The 16766-nt window shown below is 68.7% G+C and carries 17 protein-coding genes and 2 pseudogenes; 14 read left to right on the top strand and 5 right to left on the bottom strand.

Features of this window, described 5'->3' with window-relative positions:
• The first annotated feature begins 92 nt into the window (after positions 1-92).
• The gene (locus tag U5N23_RS17765; RefSeq protein WP_322594099.1) at positions 93-1160 is read left to right on the top strand and encodes an AbrB family transcriptional regulator; all 1068 of its coding nucleotides are present in this window, start codon (positions 93-95) and stop codon (positions 1158-1160) included.
• 27 nt (positions 1161-1187) lie between these two features.
• On the opposite strand, the gene U5N23_RS17760 is transcribed toward U5N23_RS17765, so the two are convergent.
• The 3 genes from U5N23_RS17760 to U5N23_RS17750 form a co-directional block, all read right to left on the bottom strand.
• Positions 1188-1484, bottom strand: a complete 297-nt coding sequence (locus U5N23_RS17760; RefSeq protein WP_007848772.1) for a DUF3567 domain-containing protein — start codon at positions 1482-1484, stop codon at positions 1188-1190.
• 225 nt (positions 1485-1709) lie between these two features.
• A complete protein-coding gene (locus tag U5N23_RS17755) occupies positions 1710-2876 on the bottom strand; it encodes a DUF3108 domain-containing protein (RefSeq protein WP_322594098.1) in 1167 nt (388 codons plus the stop codon).
• Positions 2877-2895: 19 nt separating this feature from the next.
• The gene (locus U5N23_RS17750; protein ID WP_322594097.1) at positions 2896-3678 is read right to left on the bottom strand and encodes an IclR family transcriptional regulator; all 783 of its coding nucleotides are present in this window, start codon (positions 3676-3678) and stop codon (positions 2896-2898) included.
• A 117-nt stretch (positions 3679-3795) separates the two neighbouring features.
• Here U5N23_RS17750 and U5N23_RS17745 point away from each other — a divergent pair, with 117 nt between their 5' ends.
• From U5N23_RS17745 to U5N23_RS17715, 7 genes are all read left to right on the top strand, one after another.
• A complete protein-coding gene (locus tag U5N23_RS17745) occupies positions 3796-4803 on the top strand; it encodes a fumarylacetoacetate hydrolase family protein (protein ID WP_322594096.1) in 1008 nt (335 codons plus the stop codon).
• Positions 4804-4981: 178 nt separating this feature from the next.
• Positions 4982-6007: a TraB/GumN family protein gene (locus tag U5N23_RS17740; RefSeq protein ID WP_322594095.1), complete on the top strand. Its 1026-nt coding sequence runs from the start codon at positions 4982-4984 to the stop codon at positions 6005-6007.
• A 57-nt stretch (positions 6008-6064) separates the two neighbouring features.
• Positions 6065-7042 (top strand): tripartite tricarboxylate transporter substrate binding protein, encoded by a 978-nt coding sequence (locus U5N23_RS17735; RefSeq protein ID WP_322594513.1) that lies wholly within the window; start codon positions 6065-6067, stop codon positions 7040-7042.
• A 102-nt stretch (positions 7043-7144) separates the two neighbouring features.
• Positions 7145-7477 carry a DUF6176 family protein gene (locus U5N23_RS17730; RefSeq protein WP_305743670.1) on the top strand — a complete coding sequence of 111 codons (333 nt, stop codon included), beginning with the start codon at positions 7145-7147 and terminating at the stop codon, positions 7475-7477.
• A gap of 95 nt (positions 7478-7572) precedes the next feature.
• Positions 7573-8028 (top strand): SRPBCC family protein, encoded by a 456-nt coding sequence (locus tag U5N23_RS17725; protein WP_322594094.1) that lies wholly within the window; start codon positions 7573-7575, stop codon positions 8026-8028.
• 98 nt (positions 8029-8126) lie between these two features.
• A complete protein-coding gene (locus U5N23_RS17720; RefSeq protein ID WP_322594093.1) occupies positions 8127-8753 on the top strand; it encodes a LysE family translocator in 627 nt (208 codons plus the stop codon).
• Positions 8750-9271, top strand: a complete 522-nt coding sequence (locus U5N23_RS17715; protein WP_416208641.1) for a GNAT family N-acetyltransferase — start codon at positions 8750-8752, stop codon at positions 9269-9271. Before U5N23_RS17720 ends, U5N23_RS17715 begins: the two co-directional genes overlap by 4 nt.
• A gap of 21 nt (positions 9272-9292) precedes the next feature.
• Here the strand turns inward: U5N23_RS17715 and U5N23_RS17710 are convergent, their stop codons facing one another.
• On the bottom strand, positions 9293-10303 hold the full coding sequence (locus tag U5N23_RS17710) for an NAD(P)-dependent alcohol dehydrogenase (RefSeq protein WP_322594091.1): 1011 nt from the start codon (positions 10301-10303) through the stop codon (positions 9293-9295).
• 102 nt (positions 10304-10405) lie between these two features.
• On the opposite strand from U5N23_RS17710, the gene U5N23_RS17705 reads away from it, so the two are divergent.
• The 4 genes and pseudogenes from U5N23_RS17705 (at position 10406) to U5N23_RS17690 (ending at position 14137) form a co-directional block, all read left to right on the top strand.
• Positions 10406-11332: a LysR family transcriptional regulator gene (locus U5N23_RS17705; protein WP_322594090.1), complete on the top strand. Its 927-nt coding sequence runs from the start codon at positions 10406-10408 to the stop codon at positions 11330-11332.
• An 84-nt stretch (positions 11333-11416) separates the two neighbouring features.
• Positions 11417-12025, top strand: a pseudogene (locus U5N23_RS17700) (TetR/AcrR family transcriptional regulator); the annotation flags it as partial.
• Positions 12026-12251: 226 nt separating this feature from the next.
• Positions 12252-13414: pseudogene (locus tag U5N23_RS17695) on the top strand (iron-containing alcohol dehydrogenase).
• Between the two features lie 39 nt (positions 13415-13453).
• Positions 13454-14137 carry a type 1 glutamine amidotransferase domain-containing protein gene (locus U5N23_RS17690; RefSeq protein WP_322594089.1) on the top strand — a complete coding sequence of 228 codons (684 nt, stop codon included), beginning with the start codon at positions 13454-13456 and terminating at the stop codon, positions 14135-14137.
• 31 nt (positions 14138-14168) lie between these two features.
• Here the strand turns inward: U5N23_RS17690 and U5N23_RS17685 are convergent, their stop codons facing one another.
• The gene (locus tag U5N23_RS17685; RefSeq protein ID WP_322594088.1) at positions 14169-15071 is read right to left on the bottom strand and encodes a LysR family transcriptional regulator; all 903 of its coding nucleotides are present in this window, start codon (positions 15069-15071) and stop codon (positions 14169-14171) included.
• 184 nt (positions 15072-15255) lie between these two features.
• On the opposite strand from U5N23_RS17685, the gene U5N23_RS17680 reads away from it, so the two are divergent.
• Positions 15256-15981 carry a pirin family protein gene (locus tag U5N23_RS17680; protein WP_322594087.1) on the top strand — a complete coding sequence of 242 codons (726 nt, stop codon included), beginning with the start codon at positions 15256-15258 and terminating at the stop codon, positions 15979-15981.
• A 44-nt stretch (positions 15982-16025) separates the two neighbouring features.
• Positions 16026-16679: a hydrolase gene (locus U5N23_RS17675; protein WP_322594086.1), complete on the top strand. Its 654-nt coding sequence runs from the start codon at positions 16026-16028 to the stop codon at positions 16677-16679.
• Positions 16680-16766 lie beyond the last annotated feature (87 nt).

Raw genomic sequence — 16766 nt, 5'->3', positions numbered from 1 at the left:
CATGTGCGATGCCTGCCATGCCCCACGGGCAGTGCAGGGCTTTGGGGCACCCCCGTGTGCGCGAGCGATACTCGCGGGTCCCCGCCTTTCGTATGCGTACTTATTTTCAATTCACCAGCCGCGTGGTGCTGACCCTGGCCGTGGCATGGGCTGCGGCGGGCGCCTGCGTCGCCCTCAAGACCCCGCTGCCGTGGATGATCGGGCCGCTGCTGGCCACCTCGCTGCTGTCCATCGCTGGCGCGCCCACCGAAAGCTGGGGGCCGCTGCGCAATGGGGGGCAGTGGACCATCGGTGCGGCGCTGGGCCTGTATTTCACGCCCCAGGTCATGGGCCTGGTGGCAAGCCTGTGGTGGGCGATTGCGCTGGGCATCGTCTGGGCGCTGGTGCTGGGCTGGCTGTTCGGCGCCTGGCTGTACCGCGTGCATGCGCCGCGCATGCACGGCGTGCCGGCCAGCATGATGCGTGCGACCAGCTATTTCTCGGGCGCCATCGGCGCCGCGTCGGAGATGACCCTGCTGGCCGAGCGCGAGAACGCGCGCACCGACCTCGTGGCCGCCAGCCACAGCCTGCGCCTGCTGATCGTCACCATCACCATCCCGTTCGCACTGCAGTGGAGCGGCTTGCACGGCATCGACATCCTGCCACCCGCCACGCGCGTGGTGGATTGGCCTGGCCTTGCGCTCATGGCCATGCTCACGGGTGCGGGCGCGCTGGCGATGGACAAGCTGGGCAGAGCCAACCCCTGGTTCATGGGTGCGCTGGTGGTGTCCATGGGTTTTGCGATGGCGGGCATCGGCTTCTCGGCCGTGCCGCAGTGGCTGGTGAATGCCGCGCAACTGGTGATCGGGGTCAGCCTGGGGGTGCGCTTCCGGGCAGATTTTTTGCACACGGCGCCGCGCTGGCTGGCCAGCGTGGCGGTGGGCACGCTGGGGCTCATGGGGATTTGCGCCGTGTTCGCAGCCGTGCTCGCCTGGGGCACGGGCCTGCCCTGGGTGACGCTGCTGCTGGGCACCTCCCCAGGCGGCATCACCGAAATGGCCATCACGGCCAAGGTGCTGCAGCTGGGCGTGCCGGTGGTCACGGCCTTCCAGGTGTGCCGGCTGATTGCCGTACTGATGCTGGTGGATCCGCTGTTCCGGTGGATCTATCCGGTGGAGTGATTGCAGGCGCTTGCGAGCGCCTGCCGGTCAATGCACGACGACCGGGTTTTGCGCCAGGCCCGCATAGCGGTCCAGGGCATCTTCGACTTCTTCCTGCGTAGGGGTGTCGCGCTGCCAGGCCAGGATCTGCTGCTGGAACATCTCGGCCCACGACCCGTCCAGGTACACCTCCTTGCCCGAGCGCTTGTCCACGATTTCAAAGCCGTGGCGTGCCAGCTGGGGCTTGGGTGGTGCGGTGTCGTTGAGTGCCTGGCCAACGGACTCCCGGGCGTCGGGCAGCATATGGACCACCACAAAGGATTCGGAGTCGTAGAGCATGTGCATCGTGTTCCCTTTGTCGATATGAATGTCAGATGACAGCGGGTCGGCAGAGTTCAAGGCTTGTGGGCTGGCCCTGCGTGGTAACAGTATTTCACGAATTGTGCGAAGCGGTGGCCCCGCAGGGGTATTTCGCAGGCGGTGGGGATAACGCAACACCGGCGGGAGCGCGATCCTTACAGGCATCTGGCCGGCTCGGCCCCGTGCTGAGGCGCCATGGCCTACGGCGCCTCAGGGCTTTTCACTGCCGTGCAGGAACAGGTCGGCAAAGTCGCCGTTGGACTGCGTGAGCCTGATGCGCGCGGGCAGGTAGCCCAGGCCGGGCGCCAGCCACAGCTCGGCCTTCTGGTCGTAGTCGCGCCGCGGCAGGCGCAGCAGCTTCAAGGTGGGCGTCTCACCCACGGGCAGGTACAGGGTTTCGGGGGCTTCGATGCTGAAGGTCCAGCGGTCGGCGTTGCGCGCGCTCACGACGGTCAGCGTGATCTGCGTGCCCGGTGTGTAGCGGGTCGGGTCGGCCGCCAGCATCGACGCCAGCTGGATGAACATGCTCAGTCGGTCCTGTGCGCCCGGGCCGATGGCGGCCTGCGGCGTGTTGGCGCTGAAGGTCACGCGGCCCTGTGCATGGTCGAAATGCGCGGCCTGCTCGCTGCGCGAGCGGTCCCCGAAGCGCTCGGGCTGCAGGCCCTGGGCGCCGACCAGACCCGCGCTGCGCTGGGTGCGCGAGCCGAGGAGGAAGGCGCTTACCTCCTGGCGCGCCTCGTAGCGGCTGCCATCGTGCTGCCAGAGCAGTTCGGCCCGGGCCGTGTAATCGAATTTCTTGGCCTGGCCCTTGACCTCGTAGGTCAGCCGCACGGGCGGCGGAATCTGCACCGGCGGTGGCGTGGCACTGGCATTCTGGCCCGTGCCGCTGCCGGGCGGTGCGATGTCGATGCCGGCGGCCGTGGGGTTCGCCTGCGCCGGGGTGGACGCGGGTGCGGCCGGTGCGGATGCAGGCGCCACGGCGGCAGAGGCGGCGGGCTCGGGTGGGGCAGCGGGTTCGGGTGGGGCAGGAGAGGGTTCGGCCGCTGCGATTGCCACCTCCATGGGGGGCTCGGGGAGGGCTACAGGTTCCGGCGGTGCCGCTGGCGGCTCGGCGGGGGGCGCTTCGGCGACCGGGGTGGGACGTGGCGGTCTCTTGCGGGGTGCGGGTGCCGGCGCGGCGGGCGGCGGGGCAGGGGCGGCCGAGGGCCTGGGTGGTGGTGCTGCCACGGGCGCGGGTGCCGCCGCGATGGTGCGCGTGCTGAACACCTGGCCCGTCGGCGCGGCCGGGCTGTCCCACACCAGGGGCACGCCCTGCAGCAGCAGCCAGTGCAGCGCCAGCACCAGCGCGGTGAGGGCGATCAGCGCGCGCCGGGGCATCAGCGGGGCTGCCCCGGTGTCATGCGCAGCCCGCGCCCAGGTCGCGCGAGAGCTGGGCCGCGGCAGCGCGCAACGGGGTGTCGATGGCGCCGCCCCACTCGGGGTCGAAGGTGGCGACCGAGCCCAGGGTGGTGATGCCCAGCTCCAGGTGGCCGTCGGCATCGAACACCGGGGCGCAGAAGCCCACGATGCCGGGCAGCAGGGTGTCCACCACGCGCGCCGCGCCGCGCTCGCGCACCTCGGCCAGCACGGCCTGCACCTCGGCCATGGTGGTGGGCAGGTCGGTGCGGCGCATCTTGCTGGCGCGGGCGAGTTCTTCCTTGAGCAGGGGTGCGGCCACTTCCGGCGGCAGGTGGGCGGCGAAGCAGCGGCCGGTGGCCGAGGCCAGCAGGGGCATCACATCGCCCAGCCGCAGGTTGGCGGTGACGGCCTGGGACGATTCCTCCCAGTGCACGATGGTGGGGCCGTGGTTGCCCCACACCGCCAGCGCCAGCGTGTGGCCGATGTCTTCCATGAGTGCGGGCATGCGCTCGCGTGCCAGGCGCACCGCGTCGAGCCGGGCCAGCGACGCCAGCCCCAGCTTGAGGGCGGCAGGCCCCAGGTCGTAGCGTGCGGTGCGGCTGTCCTGGGTGACCAGGCCCAGGCGCTGGAAGCTCACGAGGTAGCGGTGGGCCTTGGCGGCGCTCATGCCGGCCGAGGCGGCCAGGTCCTTGAGCATGAGCGGCCCGCGGGCGCGGGTGAGGCCCTCCAGCAGCGCAAAACCGACCTCCACGGACTGGATACCTGCACGTTCTTTGTCCATGTGCACTAAAATTCTCTGGTTTTGTTTAGTTAAATCAATTTACCCAAGCGTAATTCATGCGCGGCGTGTACCGTAGCGTCGGCACCACCGCTTTTGCAGAGACAAGAGGCCTTCACCATGAAACTAGCTACCTACAAAGACGGTTCGCGCGACGGCCAACTGGTCGTCGTCTCGCGCGACCTGGGCACAGCCCATTATGCGACCGGCATCGCCAGCAAGCTGCAGCAGGTGCTCGACGACTGGGGCTTCCTCTCGCCCCAGTTGCAGGACGTGTACGACCAGCTCAACGCCGGCCGTGCGCGCCATGCCTTTCCCTTCGACCCGGCCCAGTGCATGGCGCCGCTGCCACGCGCCTACCAGTGGGCCGACGGCTCGGCCTACCTCAACCACGTGGAGCTGGTGCGCAAGGCGCGCAATGCCGAGGTGCCCGAGAGCTTCTACACCGACCCGCTGATGTACCAGGGCGGCAGCGACGACTTCATCGGCCCCTGCGATGACGTGGTGGTGCCCAGCGAGGCCATGGGCATCGACTTCGAGGCCGAGATCGCCGTCATCACCGGCGACGTGAAGATGGGCGCCACGCCCGAGCAGGCGCTGGACGGCATCCGCCTGGTGATGGTTGCCAACGACGTGAGCCTGCGCAACCTGATCCCGGCCGAGCTGGCCAAGGGCTTCGGCTTCTTCCAGAGCAAGCCGGCCACCGCCTTCAGCCCCGTGGCGGTGACACTCGACGAGCTGGGCGGCGCCTGGAACCACGGCCGCCTGGACCTGGTGGTGCAGTCCACCTGGAACGGCCGCAAGGTCGGCATGTGCGACGCCGGCCCCGAGATGACCTTCCACTTCGGCCAGCTCATCGCCCACGTGGCCAAGACGCGCAACGTGCGCGCCGGCTCCATCATCGGCAGCGGCACCGTGAGCAACAAGGGCGTGGAGCAGAACGGCCGCACCGAATGGCCCAAGGGGTACAGCTGCATTGCCGAAAAGCGCTGCATCGAGACCATCCAGGACGGCAAGCCCAGCACCGAGTTCATGAAGTTCGGCGACACCATCCGCATCGAGGTCAAGGGCAAGGATGGCGCGAGCATCTTCGGCGCCATCGACCAGGCCATCGTGGAGCCGGGGTGAGAATGCACCCCCTGAGTCGCTTCGCGCCTTCACCCCTCTCTCGCATTGCTGCGCAATGCGGGAGGGGGACGCTCCCAGCGCGGCGGGGCGGCCCTTGCGCGGGAGCACTGGCATGTGACGCGCCAGTTTTGCAAGCAGTGGGCGATGCGTAACACCTTGAACACCTTGGGCCATTGATATGCCCAGCCCTTTCTTGCCATCTCCAGGCCGCTGCCTGCGCGCAGGCCTTGTCTGTCTGGCCTTGCTGGTGCCGGCCCTTGTAGTGCATGCCAAGAGCGACGCCACTGCCTGCCCACCCGCCGCGACCCCCATCGGCCCCGCCGATGCCGAGGCGGCCCGCCGTGACGACCGCGACCGCGGCCTGCTCTGGCGCATCGAGAAGGACGGCCGCACCAGTTGGCTCTACGGCACCATCCATGCCGCCGAGCGCGGCTGGGTGCTGCCCGGGCCTGCGGTGCGCGAAGCACTGCGGCGTGCCGACCGCATCGCGCTGGAGGTGGACCTGATGGACCCGGCGATCGCCGGGGGGCTGGCCGCCGCCGTCATGCCCGGCCCCCACACGCCACCCCTGCCCGAGCCCCTGGCCAGGCGCCTGCGCGCGCAGAGCGAAGCGCTGTGCGCCGATGCGGCGCTGGCGCGCCTGCGGCCGGAGATTCAGCTCATGTCGCTGGTCGGCCTGGCCGCGCGCACCGCAGGCATCGACCCGGCCTATGGCATCGACCTGTTCCTCGCGGGCCTGGCGCGCGCCATGGACAAGAAGGTCGTCTCGCTGGAGTCGGCCGAGGCGCAGATCGCGCTGCTGGTGTCGGACGACCCGGCCAAGGTGGCCCGCACCCTGGATGAGGGCCTGCGGCAGCTCGAAGGCGGGCAGGCCCGCAAGAGCATTGCCACCCTCACGCGCGCCTGGGCCGACGGCCAGCTCGAGACCTTGCGCAATTACGGCGACTGGTGCGACTGCCTCAAGACCGCCGAAGACCGCGCCGACTACGCCCGCATCGTGGAGGGCCGCAACCCCGCCCTGGCCGCTGGCATCGCTGCGCAGCATGCGGCCGGCCACGCGGTGTTCGCGGCCGTTGGGGTGCTGCACATGGTGGGCCCCGAGGGCCTGCCAGTCCTGATGGCCGCCAAGGGGTTTCGCGTGACGCGCGTGCCCCATGCCCCACCGGGGGCACGGCAGGGTAAGCCACTGAACGCGCCGCGATAGTCCCGTTCCCAGTTTCCTTTTTTCTTTCTTCCTGCAACGGAGACAACCACCATGACCTTGCAACGCCGTACCGTTCTTTCCGCCCTGGCCGCTGCCGGCGCGTCTGCCGCAGCCCCCTGGGCCCAGGCCCAGGCTGCCTGGCCCGACCAGCCCCTGCGCTGGGTCGTGCCCTACCCGGCAGGTGGCGGCACCGACGTGCTGGCCCGCACGGTGGCAGAGGCCATGCGCCAGACCCTGGGCCAGCAGATCGTGGTGGACAACCGCCCCGGCGCGGCCACCAACATCGGCGCGCAGCTGGTGGCCACGGCCAAGCCCGACGGCAACACCTTCATGTCGGCCGACAACGCCGTGCTGGCCTTCAACGAGCATTTGTTCACCAAGCTGCCCTTCCACCCCGAGAAGGACTTCACCTATGTGGGCGGCATCAGCCGCTTCCCGCTGGCACTGGTGGTGCACCCCTCGTTCGAGGCCAAGACCGTCAAGGAATTCCTGGCCTACGTGCGCGCCAACCCCGGCAAGGTCAACTACGCATCGCCCGGCAACGGCTCGCCGCACCACCTGGCGATGGAGATGTTCAAGAACCGCACCAAGACCTTCCTCACGCACATCCCCTACCGCGGCGCAGCGCCCGCGATGCAGGACGTGATGGGTGGCCAGGTGCCGTGCATGTTCCTCGACCTGGCCGCCGGCCTGCCCGTGATCACCGCAGGCAAGGTGCGCGCCCTGGCCATCGGTTCGGCCAAGCGCGTGGCGGCCTTGCCCGACGTGCCCACCCTGGCCGAAGCCGGCGTGGCCAACACCGAGGTCTATGCCTTCCAGGGCATCCTGGGCCCCGCAGCCCTTCCGGCGGCCATCGCCGCGCGCCTGAACGGCGACCTGAACAAGGCGCTGGCCAACCCCGCCGTGCTCAAGCGCATGACCGATTTCGGCATGGAGCCGCTGCCCGGCACGCCCGAGCAGTTCCGCACCATGGCCCGCGCCGAATCGAAGCGCTGGGGCGAGATCATCAAGGCGGCGGGCGTGAAACTCGACTGAGTGGTCTTCACCGGGGCACTCTACCCCCGGGCCATAGGGTTGCCATCGCCGGGTGCACCGGCGATAGTGGCCCTTTTTCTTGTCCAAGCGATGCCCGCCCCCATGCCCGAAGACGTCGTCTGTGCCCGCATCCAGCTCCAGCCCGGCTCTCTGTCCCGGGTGCAGGAATGGGCGGAGCACCTGCGCACCCATCGCGACGAAGCGCTGCAGACCCTGGCGGCCGAGGGCGTGACGGTGGAGTCGGTGTTCCTCGACTCGGGGGCCGAGGGCGACTTCCTCGTCTACTACATGCGCTCGGGCTCGCAGCAACTGGCGCAGGAGGTGGCTGCGCGCTCCGTGGCGGCCATCGATGCCTACCACCGTGCCTTCAAGCGGGACACCTGGGCACAGGTGCGGCGGCTGGATTTGCTGCTGGACCTTGCACGCACTCCGTGACCTGGGGTTTTCCCTGGTTTGAACCGTGTCGATATCCGCCATGGTCGAACGTCGTAGGTTCTAGAGGGCCGTCCTCTGCTTCACAGGCACCAACCATGACCACCACCGGCACCGTTCGTCTCCACCGCGTGATCCGCTCCACGCCCGACCGCATCTACCGCGCCTTTCTCACGCCGCAGGCCCTGGTCAAGTGGTTGCCGCCGCACGGCTTTACGGCCGAAGTGCATGCGCTCGATGCCCGCGTGGGGGGGGAGTACCGCATGTCGTTCACCAACCACGGGGCGGGCGGCAGCCATTCGTTCGGCGGCACCTACCTGGAGCTGGTGCCCGGCGAGCGCCTGCGCTACAACGCGCGCTTCGATGACCCCAACCTGCCGGGCGAGATGACCACCACCGTCACCCTGACACCCGTGTCCTGCGGCACCGAGATGAGCGTGGTGCAAGAGGGCATCCCCGCCGTGATCCCCACCGAGTCCTGCTACCTGGGCTGGCAGGAGTCGCTGACCTTGTTGCTCCAGCTGGTCGAGCCCGATATCCCGGCCGGGTACTGAGCCGCCGCTTGCTGCCGTCCAGGCTGGCGGCAGGCTTTTTGACATACTGGCGCTTTGCATGGCCCGTGATGGGGCATGCGTCCCAAGGAGCCAACCCCATGTCCCTCGAAGTCTGGTTCGCCTTCGTCGCCGCCTGTGCGGTGATGCTCATCATTCCCGGTCCCACCATCCTCACGGTGATCAGCTATTCCATGGCCCACGGGCGCCGCGCCAATGTGCCGCTGGTCGCGGCCGTGGCGCTCGGTGACTCGACGGCGCTCGCCGTGTCGCTGCTGGGCCTGGGCACGCTGCTGGCTACCTCGGCCTTCTGGTTCACGGTCATCAAGTGGGCCGGCGGCCTGTACCTGCTGTACCTGGCCTTCAAGATGCTGCGTGCCGGCGTGGGTGTGGCGGAGATCACGGCGCCCAAGGCCCCGGGCTCGCGCTGGAAACTGTTCGCCAATACCTACCTGGTCACGGCGCTCAACCCCAAGGGCATCGTGTTCTTCGTGGCGTTCTTGCCGCAGTTCATCCGCCCCGGTGCACCCATCGCCCAGCAGCTGTGGATTCTGGCGGCCACCTTCGTCACGCTGGCGGCGCTCAATGCCACGGCCTACGCCGTGTTCGCCGGTTCGGCCAGCCGGCTGCTGGCCTCGCCGCGTGCGCAGCGCCGCTTCAACCTCGCCGGGGGCTCTCTGCTAGGGGCTGCGGGCCTGTGGGCACTGATGGCGCGCCGCCCGGCCTGAGCGCGGGGAGTGCAGTGACCGGCTTTCGCTTTGACCTGCTGCGCGCGCAGGACCTGCCCCTGTTGCATGGCTGGCTGCTGCAGCCCCATGTCGCGCAGTGGTGGGAGCCGCCCGATAGCATCGACGAGTTGCACGCGGACCTGGTAGCGGAGCAGGGCGCCCCTGGCGCCACTCTGGCCTATATCGCTTCGCTCGACGGAGCCCCCATCGGCTTCATCCAGTCCTATGTCGCCATGGGCTCGGGCGATGGCTGGTGGGAGGACGTCACCGACCCCGGCGTGCGCGGCATCGACCAGTTCCTCGCGCATGCCGACCAGGTGAACCAGGGCATCGGCCGCGCGATGGTACGGGCCTTCGTCCAGCAACTGCTGGCCGACCCGACGGTGACCCTGGTGCAGACCGACCCACGCCCGGACAATGCGCGCGCCATCCGCTGCTATACCCATGCGGGCTTTTGGCCGGTGGGGGAGGTCGTCACCCCGGATGGGCTGGCACTCCTCATGCATTGCACGCGGTAGGCGGGCACCTGCCGCGCAGCCTCAGAACCGCACGACCACCTTGCCAAAGGCCCCGCGCTCCAGGTGCGCAAAGGCCTCCGGCACCTGGTCGGCGCCATACTCGGCCGCGATCACGGGCTGCAGCGCGTTCACGTCGATGGCGCGCACCATGTCCTCCAGCGCGCGCCGGTGGCCCACGCTCAGGCCCTGGATGGTGGCCCGGCTGCGGATGGCGTCATAGGCCGATCCGCTGATCTCGCCGCCTGCCAGCACGCCGATCACCGACAGCCGGCCCCCTTGCGCCAGCGCATGCAGCGAACGGCCCAGGTTGGCGCCGCCCACGGTCTCCAGCACGTGGTCGGCCCCGCGTCCGCCCGTGAGTTCGCGCACGGCGGCAGGCCAGTCCGAGTCGCGTGCCAGCACATGGCTGGCGCCCATGGCCAGGGCCTTGTCGCGCTTGTCCCCGGCGCCCGAGACGACGATGGTCTGCGCACCGTGCATGCGGGCGAACTGCAGGCCGAACAGTGCGACGCCACCGGTGCCGTGGATCAGCACCGTCTGGCCGGCGCGCAACGATCCCTGCTCGGCCAGCGCGAACCAGGCCGTGAGTGCCGCGCAGGGCAGGGTGCTGGCCTGCGCGGCGCTGAGCGTCTGGGGCGCGGCCACCGCCCACTGGGCGTCGAGCAGCACATGCGAAGCCAGCGTTCCGGGGCCCGGGCCGCCCAGCGCGAATGCGTCGGGTGGCATGGCACCATCGATCCAGCCGGCCATGAAGGTGCTGATCACCCGCTCTCCACCGCGCCAGCGCGTGACCCCGTCGCCCACGGCCAGCACCGTGCCGGCGAGGTCGGAGCCCGGCACGAAGGGCAGCGGCGGCGTCCAGCCGTAGGCGTTGTCGGTGATCATCAGGTCGCGGTAGTTGAGCGAGGCGGCTTCCACGCGCACCAGGATCTGGCCGGGACCGGGCTGAGGGATCGGCAGCTCGGCGTGTTGCAGGTGCTGGCGGCCGAAATCGGTGATCTGCCAGCGGTGGGAAAGAACGGCGTCTGCCATGTCGGGATCCTTGCAGTTCGTGAAGAGATGGGCCATGCTATTGGCTATTTCAATTCCGCAGTGAAGCCATTCATTCCGCAGAATGGCAACCAAAAAGAACCAATGAGCGAGCGCCTGGTGGGTATCGAAGCCTTTGTCGCAGCCGTCGAGGCCGGCAATTTCGCGCTGGCCGCGCAGCGCCTGCAGCTCACGCGATCGGCTGTGGGCAAGGCCGTGGCGCGGCTGGAGGAGCGCCTGGGCACGCGGCTGTTCCACCGCACCACACGCAGCCAGAGCCTCACCGAGGACGGCCAGGCCTACTACGAGCGCTGCCGCCGCGCGCTGGACGAGCTCGACGCAGCCGATGCCGCAGTGGAGGCCGGGCGCCACGTGCCCAGTGGCCGCGTGCGCATCACGGCGCCCGAGCTGATCGGCCGGGTGCGCCTGGCGCCACTGGTCATGGAACTGGGCCAGCGCCACCCCCAGGTGGCTTTCGAGCTGGCCTTCAGCGACCGCCGCATCGACCTCATCGAGGAGGGCATTGACCTGGCGGTGCGCAGCGGCCCGCTGGGCGACAGCGCCGTGCTCGCGGCCCGGCGGCTGGGCCACCAGTGGATGGGCGTGTATGCCTCGCCGGCCTACCTTGCCGCGCATGGCCGGCCGGCGGACATGCGGGCGTTGATCGCCGAGCCGGCGGCGCACAGCTTTGTCGGCTATGCGCGCGAGACCGGGCCGCACCCCTGGCAATTCAACGACGCCGCAGGGCGTGTGGTCGACTTCATCGCGCCTTCGCGCTTTCACTTCAGTTGCAACAGTCTGGAGGTCGCGGCCATGGCGGCCACTCAGGGCGTGGGCATGGCACGCCTGCCCGCCTGGCTGGTGGCCGATGCGGTTGCCGAGGGTCGGCTGCAGAAGGTGCTGGAGGAGCCCCAGCCCTTTGGCTACGTGCTCAGCGCGGTGTGGCCGCAGGCACGGGCACTGCCCCTGAAGACGCGGGTGGTCATCGACATGCTGGCCGAGCGTTTGCCGCAGTTGCTCGATGCGCGCTAGCCCGCAAGGCGAAGACACTGCTGCCGACAAGGTCGGTGCGGCAGGGGACTAGACGACCGGTCTAATCGGCGCACAATAGCCCCCGTGACGACCGACCAACCCTCCGCCAAGACCCACATCCTTCGCTGTGGCGAGCGCCTCATCGCCACCAAGGGCTTTGTGGGCGTGGGGCTGGCCGAGATCCTGGCTGCGGCCGGCGTCCCCAAGGGCTCGTTCTACCATTACTTCAGCTCCAAGGAGCGCTTCGGCGAGGCCCTGCTGGCCAGCTACATGGAGCGCTACCTGTCCCACCTCGAGCAGATGCTGGCCCCCGATGGCCAGCCGGCCCGCGCGCGGTTGATGCGCTACTGGGCCTACTGGAACGTATCGCAGTGCGGGTTGGACGGCCCGGCCTGCGATGCGGGTGCAGGCGAAGGCAGCAAGTGCCTGGTGGTCAAGCTCAGCGCCGAGGTGGCCGACATGTCGGACACCATGCGCATCGCCTTGCGCGATGGCACCACGCAGATCGTGGCGCGGCTCGCCCGCTGCCTGCAGGAGGCCGTGCAGGACGGCTCGGTGCCAGCGGCCACCGACCCCGAGGCCATGGCGCTCACGCTCTACGAAATGTGGCTGGGCGCCAGCCTGCTGGCCAAGCTGCGGCGCGATGGCTCATCGTTCGAGCATGCGTTGCGCGCCACGGATGCCTTGCTGGGCGGCGCGGATACCGGGCCGGGCGCTCCGCTGGCACCAGTCAGGCCGCAAGCCGCACATGCGCAGGGGGCCGGGCGGCGCCTCGCGCGGGCAAAGGCAAGGCGCCGCGCTTGCCCGCCTGAAAGCCGTCGTGTCAGTATCGTGCCATGTCCATTTGAATAACTAGCCGACCGGTCTACTTTGACCGAATTCCTTCCCACCCTTCACCACCACAACCCACGGAATCCCCATGCTCAATTTCGACTTCCACAACCCGACCCACATCGCCTTCGGCAAGGACCGCATCGCCGACCTGGACAAGCTGGTGCCGCCCCATGCCAAGGTGCTGATCCTGGTGGGCGGCGCCAGCGCCGAGAAGACCGGCACGCTGGCCGAGGTGCGCACGGCACTCGGCGCGCGCCAGCACGCCACCTTCAGCGGCATTGAGCCCAACCCGAGCTACGAGACCTCGATGAATGCCGTGGTGCAGATCCGCGAGGGGGCTTCGACTTCCTGCTCGCCGTGGGCGGCGGCTCGGTGATCGATGCGGTGAAGTTCATCGCCGCTGCCGTGAAGTTCGAGGGTGGCGATCCCTGGGCCATTCTGGAGCAGCATGGCCGCAACGTCACCGGTGCGCTGCCCTTCGGTTCGGTGCTCACGCTGCCCGCCACGGGCTCGGAGATGAACAACGGCGGCGTCATCACGCACCGCGCCAAGGGGGCCAAGCTGGCCTTCGGCAGCCAGCACACCTACCCCGTGTTCTCGGTGCTCGACCCGACCAAGACCTATACCCTGCCGCCGCAGCAACTGGCCAATGGCGTGGTCGATGCCTTCGTGCATACGGTGGAGCAGTACCTGACCTACCCGGTGGACGGCGCGGTGCAGGACCGGTTTGCCGAAGGCATCCTGCAGACGCTGATCGAGGTGGGCCCACGCATTCTGGCCGCACCCGAGCCGGTGTATGCCGACCGCGCCAACCTGATGTGGACCGCCACGCTGGCGCTCAACGGCCTGATCGGTGCCGGTGTTCCGCAGGACTGGGCCACGCACATGATCGGCCACGAGCTGACCGCCCTGCACGGCATCGACCACGCGCGCACGCTGGCCGTGGTGCTGCCCTCGCTGCTCGACGCGCAGCGCGCGACCAAGGCCGCCAAGCTGCTGCAGTACGGCGAACGGGTCTGGGGCATCCGCACCGGCACCGACGACGAGCGCATCGACGCCACGATTGCCGCCACGCGCGATTTCTTCGAGCGCATGGGCATCCCCACGCGCCTGTCGGCCTATGGCGTGGGCGCGGACAGCGTGGACAAGCTGGTTGCGCAGCTCGAAGCGCACGGCATGGTCACGCTGGGCGAGCACCGCGACGTGACACCGGCGGTGAGCCGTCGCGTACTCGAAGCCGCGCTGTAAGCCTTTTCTCCTCCCTCCATCCAACCTGAAAGCCACACCATGACAAAGAAAATCCTGATGGTCCTGACCTCCCACGACCAGCTGGGCGACACCGGCAAGAAGACGGGCTTCTGGCTCGAAGAGTTTGCCGCGCCGTACTACGTGTTCAAGGACGCGGGCGTGCAGATCACCCTGGCATCGCCCAAGGGCGGCCAGCCGCCGCTGGACCCCAAGAGCGACGACCCGAGCGCGCAGACCGATGCCACGCGCCGCTTCAAGGCCGATGCCGACGCACAGAACGTGCTGGCGAAAACCGTGGTGCTGGCCAGCGTGCGCGCCGAGGACTTCGACGCCGTGTTCTACCCCGGCGGCCATGGCCCGCTGTGGGACCTGGCCGAGGATGCGCAGTCGATTGCGCTGATCGAGCAAACCTTTGCCGCCGGCAAGCCCCTGGCCCTGGTCTGCCATGCCCCCGGCGTGCTGCGCCACGCCAAGGCGCCGGACGGCAAGCCGCTGGTCGAAGGCAAGAAGGTGACGGGCTTCACCAACACCGAGGAAGAGGCCGTGCAACTGACCAAGGTAGTCCCCTTCCTCGTGGAAGACATGCTCCAGGCCAACGGCGGCCAGTACTCCAAGGGGGCCGACTGGGCGCCCTATGTGCTGACCGATGGCAACCTGATCACGGGCCAGAACCCGGCCTCGTCGGAGCAGGGCGCACACGCCGTCCTCCAGCAACTGGGCTGAAGCCCGGCCCGGGGCTTTGGCCCCGGCCGGATCAGTGCGGCAGGATCCCGGGCAGCAGCGGCCGGGCCAGCCGCTGGCGCCACCACTTGAGCGCCTCGCCCATGTGCTCGGGCCTCCAGGCCAGCCAGAAGGTTTCGTCGGCACGGGGCTCCTGCACCACCAGCTCCACCAGAATGCCGGTCTCCAGTTCGTGGCGCACGCAGGCGCGCGGCACGAAACCGTGGCCCAGGCCGGCAGCCTGGCAGGCGATCTTGGCCTGCATCGAGGGCACCGTGATGCGCCGCTGCCCCGCCAGCAGGCCCACCGTGCGGTCCGACAGCGAGCGCGCCCCGTCGCCCACCACCACGGCCGTGTGCTCCAGCAGGTCGCTGCGCGCCAGCGGGCGTTTGAGCTGCGCCAGCGGGTGCGTGGCCGTCACGCAGAACGCGAACTCCAGGCTGCCCACGGCCACCGCCTTGTAGCCACCGCCGGCCGGGCCCTCGCCTGCGGCCACCACGATGTCGGCCCGTCCTTCGCGCAGCGCCTCCCAGGTGCCCGTGAGCGCCTCGCAGCCAATGCGCAGGCGCGTGCCGCAGTGCAGGTCCTCGAAGGCGCAGATGTCGTCGTTGAAGGCGCTGGTGGGGATCAGCGAGTCGTGCACCAGCCGCAGCTCGGACTCGAAACCGGTGGCGATCTGGCGCATGCGCGATTCCAGGTGGCCCGCCGCCACCAGCAGCCAGCGCCCCTCCTTGAGCATCTCCTGCCCCGCAGGGGTCAGCGCCACGCGCGGACCGTTGCGCGTGAACAGGGCAAAGCCCAGCTGTTCCTCCAGCTTGCCGACGGCGTACGAGATGGTGGACGGCACCTTGTGCAACTGGTCCGACGCGCCCGCGAAGGAGCCGTGCCGGGCGATGGCGTCCACGAGTTCGATGGCTTCGAGGGTCAGTTTCAGCATGGCAAAACGGGTGAAATTTTCATCATCGAAATTATCGATCATGGAGTCGTTGATGTTTCAACCTAAGGCCCCCTCTGCGGCGAGATACTTTCTTCACCCGAGCACTGAAGCCCTCTAAAAACTGCCCGCAGGCAGGCCAGGAGCTCAGTGTGAACCCCATCGAATCTGAAGAAAGGACATCCCCATGCTCGACATCCGCAAAGCCCACCAACGCGGCAACGCCAACCACGGCTGGCTGCATTCGCGCCACACCTTCTCGTTCGGCCACTACCGTGACCTTAAGCAGCAAGGCTTCTCGGACCTGCTGGTGATCAATGACGACCGCGTGGCCCCTGCCAAGGGCTTTGGCACCCACGGCCACCGCGACATGGAAATCTTCTCCTACGTGCTTGAAGGCGCGCTGGAGCACAAGGACTCCATGGGCACGGGCTCGGTCATCCGCCCCGGCGACGTGCAGATGATGAGCGCCGGCACCGGCGTGGAGCACAGCGAGTTCAACCATTCGGCCGACACCTCTGTGCACTTCCTGCAGATCTGGATCGTGCCCGGCGTGCGTGGCGCCGCCCCCCGCTACCAGCAGGTGCACTTCAGCGAGGCCGACAAGCGCGGCCGGCTGCGCCAGATCATCTCGCCCGAAGGCACGGACGGCTCCCTGGCCGTGAACCAGGACGCCCGGGTCTATGCCGGCCTGTTCGATGGCGACGAGACCGCCACGCTGGATGTGGGTGCCGACCGCCATGTGTATGTGCATGTGGCCCGCGGCAGCCTCACGGTCAACGGCGAGCGCCTGTCCGAAGGCGACGGCGCCCGCATCCGCGAGCCCGAGGCGCTGCGCTTTGCCGATGGCGAGCAAGCCGAGGTGCTGGTGTTCGACCTGCGCCCCAATGAGCTGCCCGCGATGCCCCGCTGAGCTCGATCCTTTTCAACGTTTTTTTCAATTTTCAGGAGATTCCCATGACGCCCATTGCCAAGCCCACCGCCGGTTCCACGCTGCTGACCCCGAACGACCACACCCTGGTGATGATCGACTTCCAGTCGCAGATGGCCTTTGCCACGCACTCCATCGATGCGATCACGCTGCGCTCCAACGCCGGCCTGGTGGCCAGCGCAGCAGCAGGCTTCAAGGTGCCGACCATCCTCACCACCGTGGCCGAAAAGAGCTTCTCGGGCCCGATGTTCGAGGAAGTCACGGCCCCGTTCCCGGGCGAGGCGCTGCTGGACCGCACCTCCATGAACACCTGGGAGGACGTGGCTGTGATCGAGCGCATCAACGCCATCGGCAGGCCGCGCATCGTGCTGGCCGGCCTGTGGACCAGCGTGTGCATCGTCGGGCCGGCCCTGTCGGCACTGGACCAGGGCTTCGAGGTCTACGTGATCGCCGATGCCAGCGGCGACATCTCCACCGAGGCCCACAACCGCGCCATGGAGCGCATGGTGCAGGCCGGCGCACGGCCCATCACCGCGCTGCAGTACCTGCTGGAACTGCAACGCGACTGGGCCCGCACCGACACCTATGACATGACGACGGGCATTGCGAAGAAGTTTGGCGGCGGCTACGGCTTGGGCATCACCTACGCGAAAAGCATGTTCAATGCGCACGAAGGTTGATGGGCTGCGCTTTCCCCGAGTCACCCAACAGCCCCGAGGGGTGCCCGATACTGCGGCACCTCGCCATCTCCCGCCTCTGAAGGAACC

This window comes from Acidovorax sp., from assembly GCF_034519795.1.
Taxonomy (GTDB): Bacteria; Pseudomonadota; Gammaproteobacteria; order Burkholderiales; family Burkholderiaceae_C; genus Acidovorax.
The sequence above is the reverse complement of the archived record's forward strand: the minus strand, read 5'-3'. Positions and strand labels throughout refer to the sequence as shown.

Excerpts from the sequence above, each read along its gene's own strand:
- U5N23_RS17755 (WP_322594098.1), bottom strand. The coding sequence starts at position 2,876 with ATGCCCCGGCGCGCGCTGATCGCCCTCACCGCGCTGGTGCTGGCGCTG.
- U5N23_RS17730 (WP_305743670.1), top strand. The coding sequence starts at position 7,145 with ATGCCCGAAGACGTCGTCTGTGCCCGCATCCAGCTCCAGCCCGGCTCT.
- U5N23_RS17680 (WP_322594087.1), top strand. The coding sequence starts at position 15,256 with ATGCTCGACATCCGCAAAGCCCACCAACGCGGCAACGCCAACCACGGC.
- U5N23_RS17760 (WP_007848772.1), bottom strand. The coding sequence starts at position 1,484 with ATGCACATGCTCTACGACTCCGAATCCTTTGTGGTGGTCCATATGCTG.
- U5N23_RS17720 (WP_322594093.1), top strand. The coding sequence starts at position 8,127 with ATGTCCCTCGAAGTCTGGTTCGCCTTCGTCGCCGCCTGTGCGGTGATG.
- U5N23_RS17675 (WP_322594086.1), top strand. The coding sequence starts at position 16,026 with ATGACGCCCATTGCCAAGCCCACCGCCGGTTCCACGCTGCTGACCCCG.
- U5N23_RS17685 (WP_322594088.1), bottom strand. The coding sequence starts at position 15,071 with ATGCTGAAACTGACCCTCGAAGCCATCGAACTCGTGGACGCCATCGCC.
- U5N23_RS17765 (WP_322594099.1), top strand. The coding sequence starts at position 93 with ATGCGTACTTATTTTCAATTCACCAGCCGCGTGGTGCTGACCCTGGCC.
- U5N23_RS17745 (WP_322594096.1), top strand. The coding sequence starts at position 3,796 with ATGAAACTAGCTACCTACAAAGACGGTTCGCGCGACGGCCAACTGGTC.
- U5N23_RS17690 (WP_322594089.1), top strand. The coding sequence starts at position 13,454 with ATGACAAAGAAAATCCTGATGGTCCTGACCTCCCACGACCAGCTGGGC.
- U5N23_RS17705 (WP_322594090.1), top strand. The coding sequence starts at position 10,406 with ATGAGCGAGCGCCTGGTGGGTATCGAAGCCTTTGTCGCAGCCGTCGAG.
- U5N23_RS17740 (WP_322594095.1), top strand. The coding sequence starts at position 4,982 with ATGCCCAGCCCTTTCTTGCCATCTCCAGGCCGCTGCCTGCGCGCAGGC.
- U5N23_RS17710 (WP_322594091.1), bottom strand. The coding sequence starts at position 10,303 with ATGGCAGACGCCGTTCTTTCCCACCGCTGGCAGATCACCGATTTCGGC.
- U5N23_RS17750 (WP_322594097.1), bottom strand. The coding sequence starts at position 3,678 with ATGGACAAAGAACGTGCAGGTATCCAGTCCGTGGAGGTCGGTTTTGCG.
- U5N23_RS17725 (WP_322594094.1), top strand. The coding sequence starts at position 7,573 with ATGACCACCACCGGCACCGTTCGTCTCCACCGCGTGATCCGCTCCACG.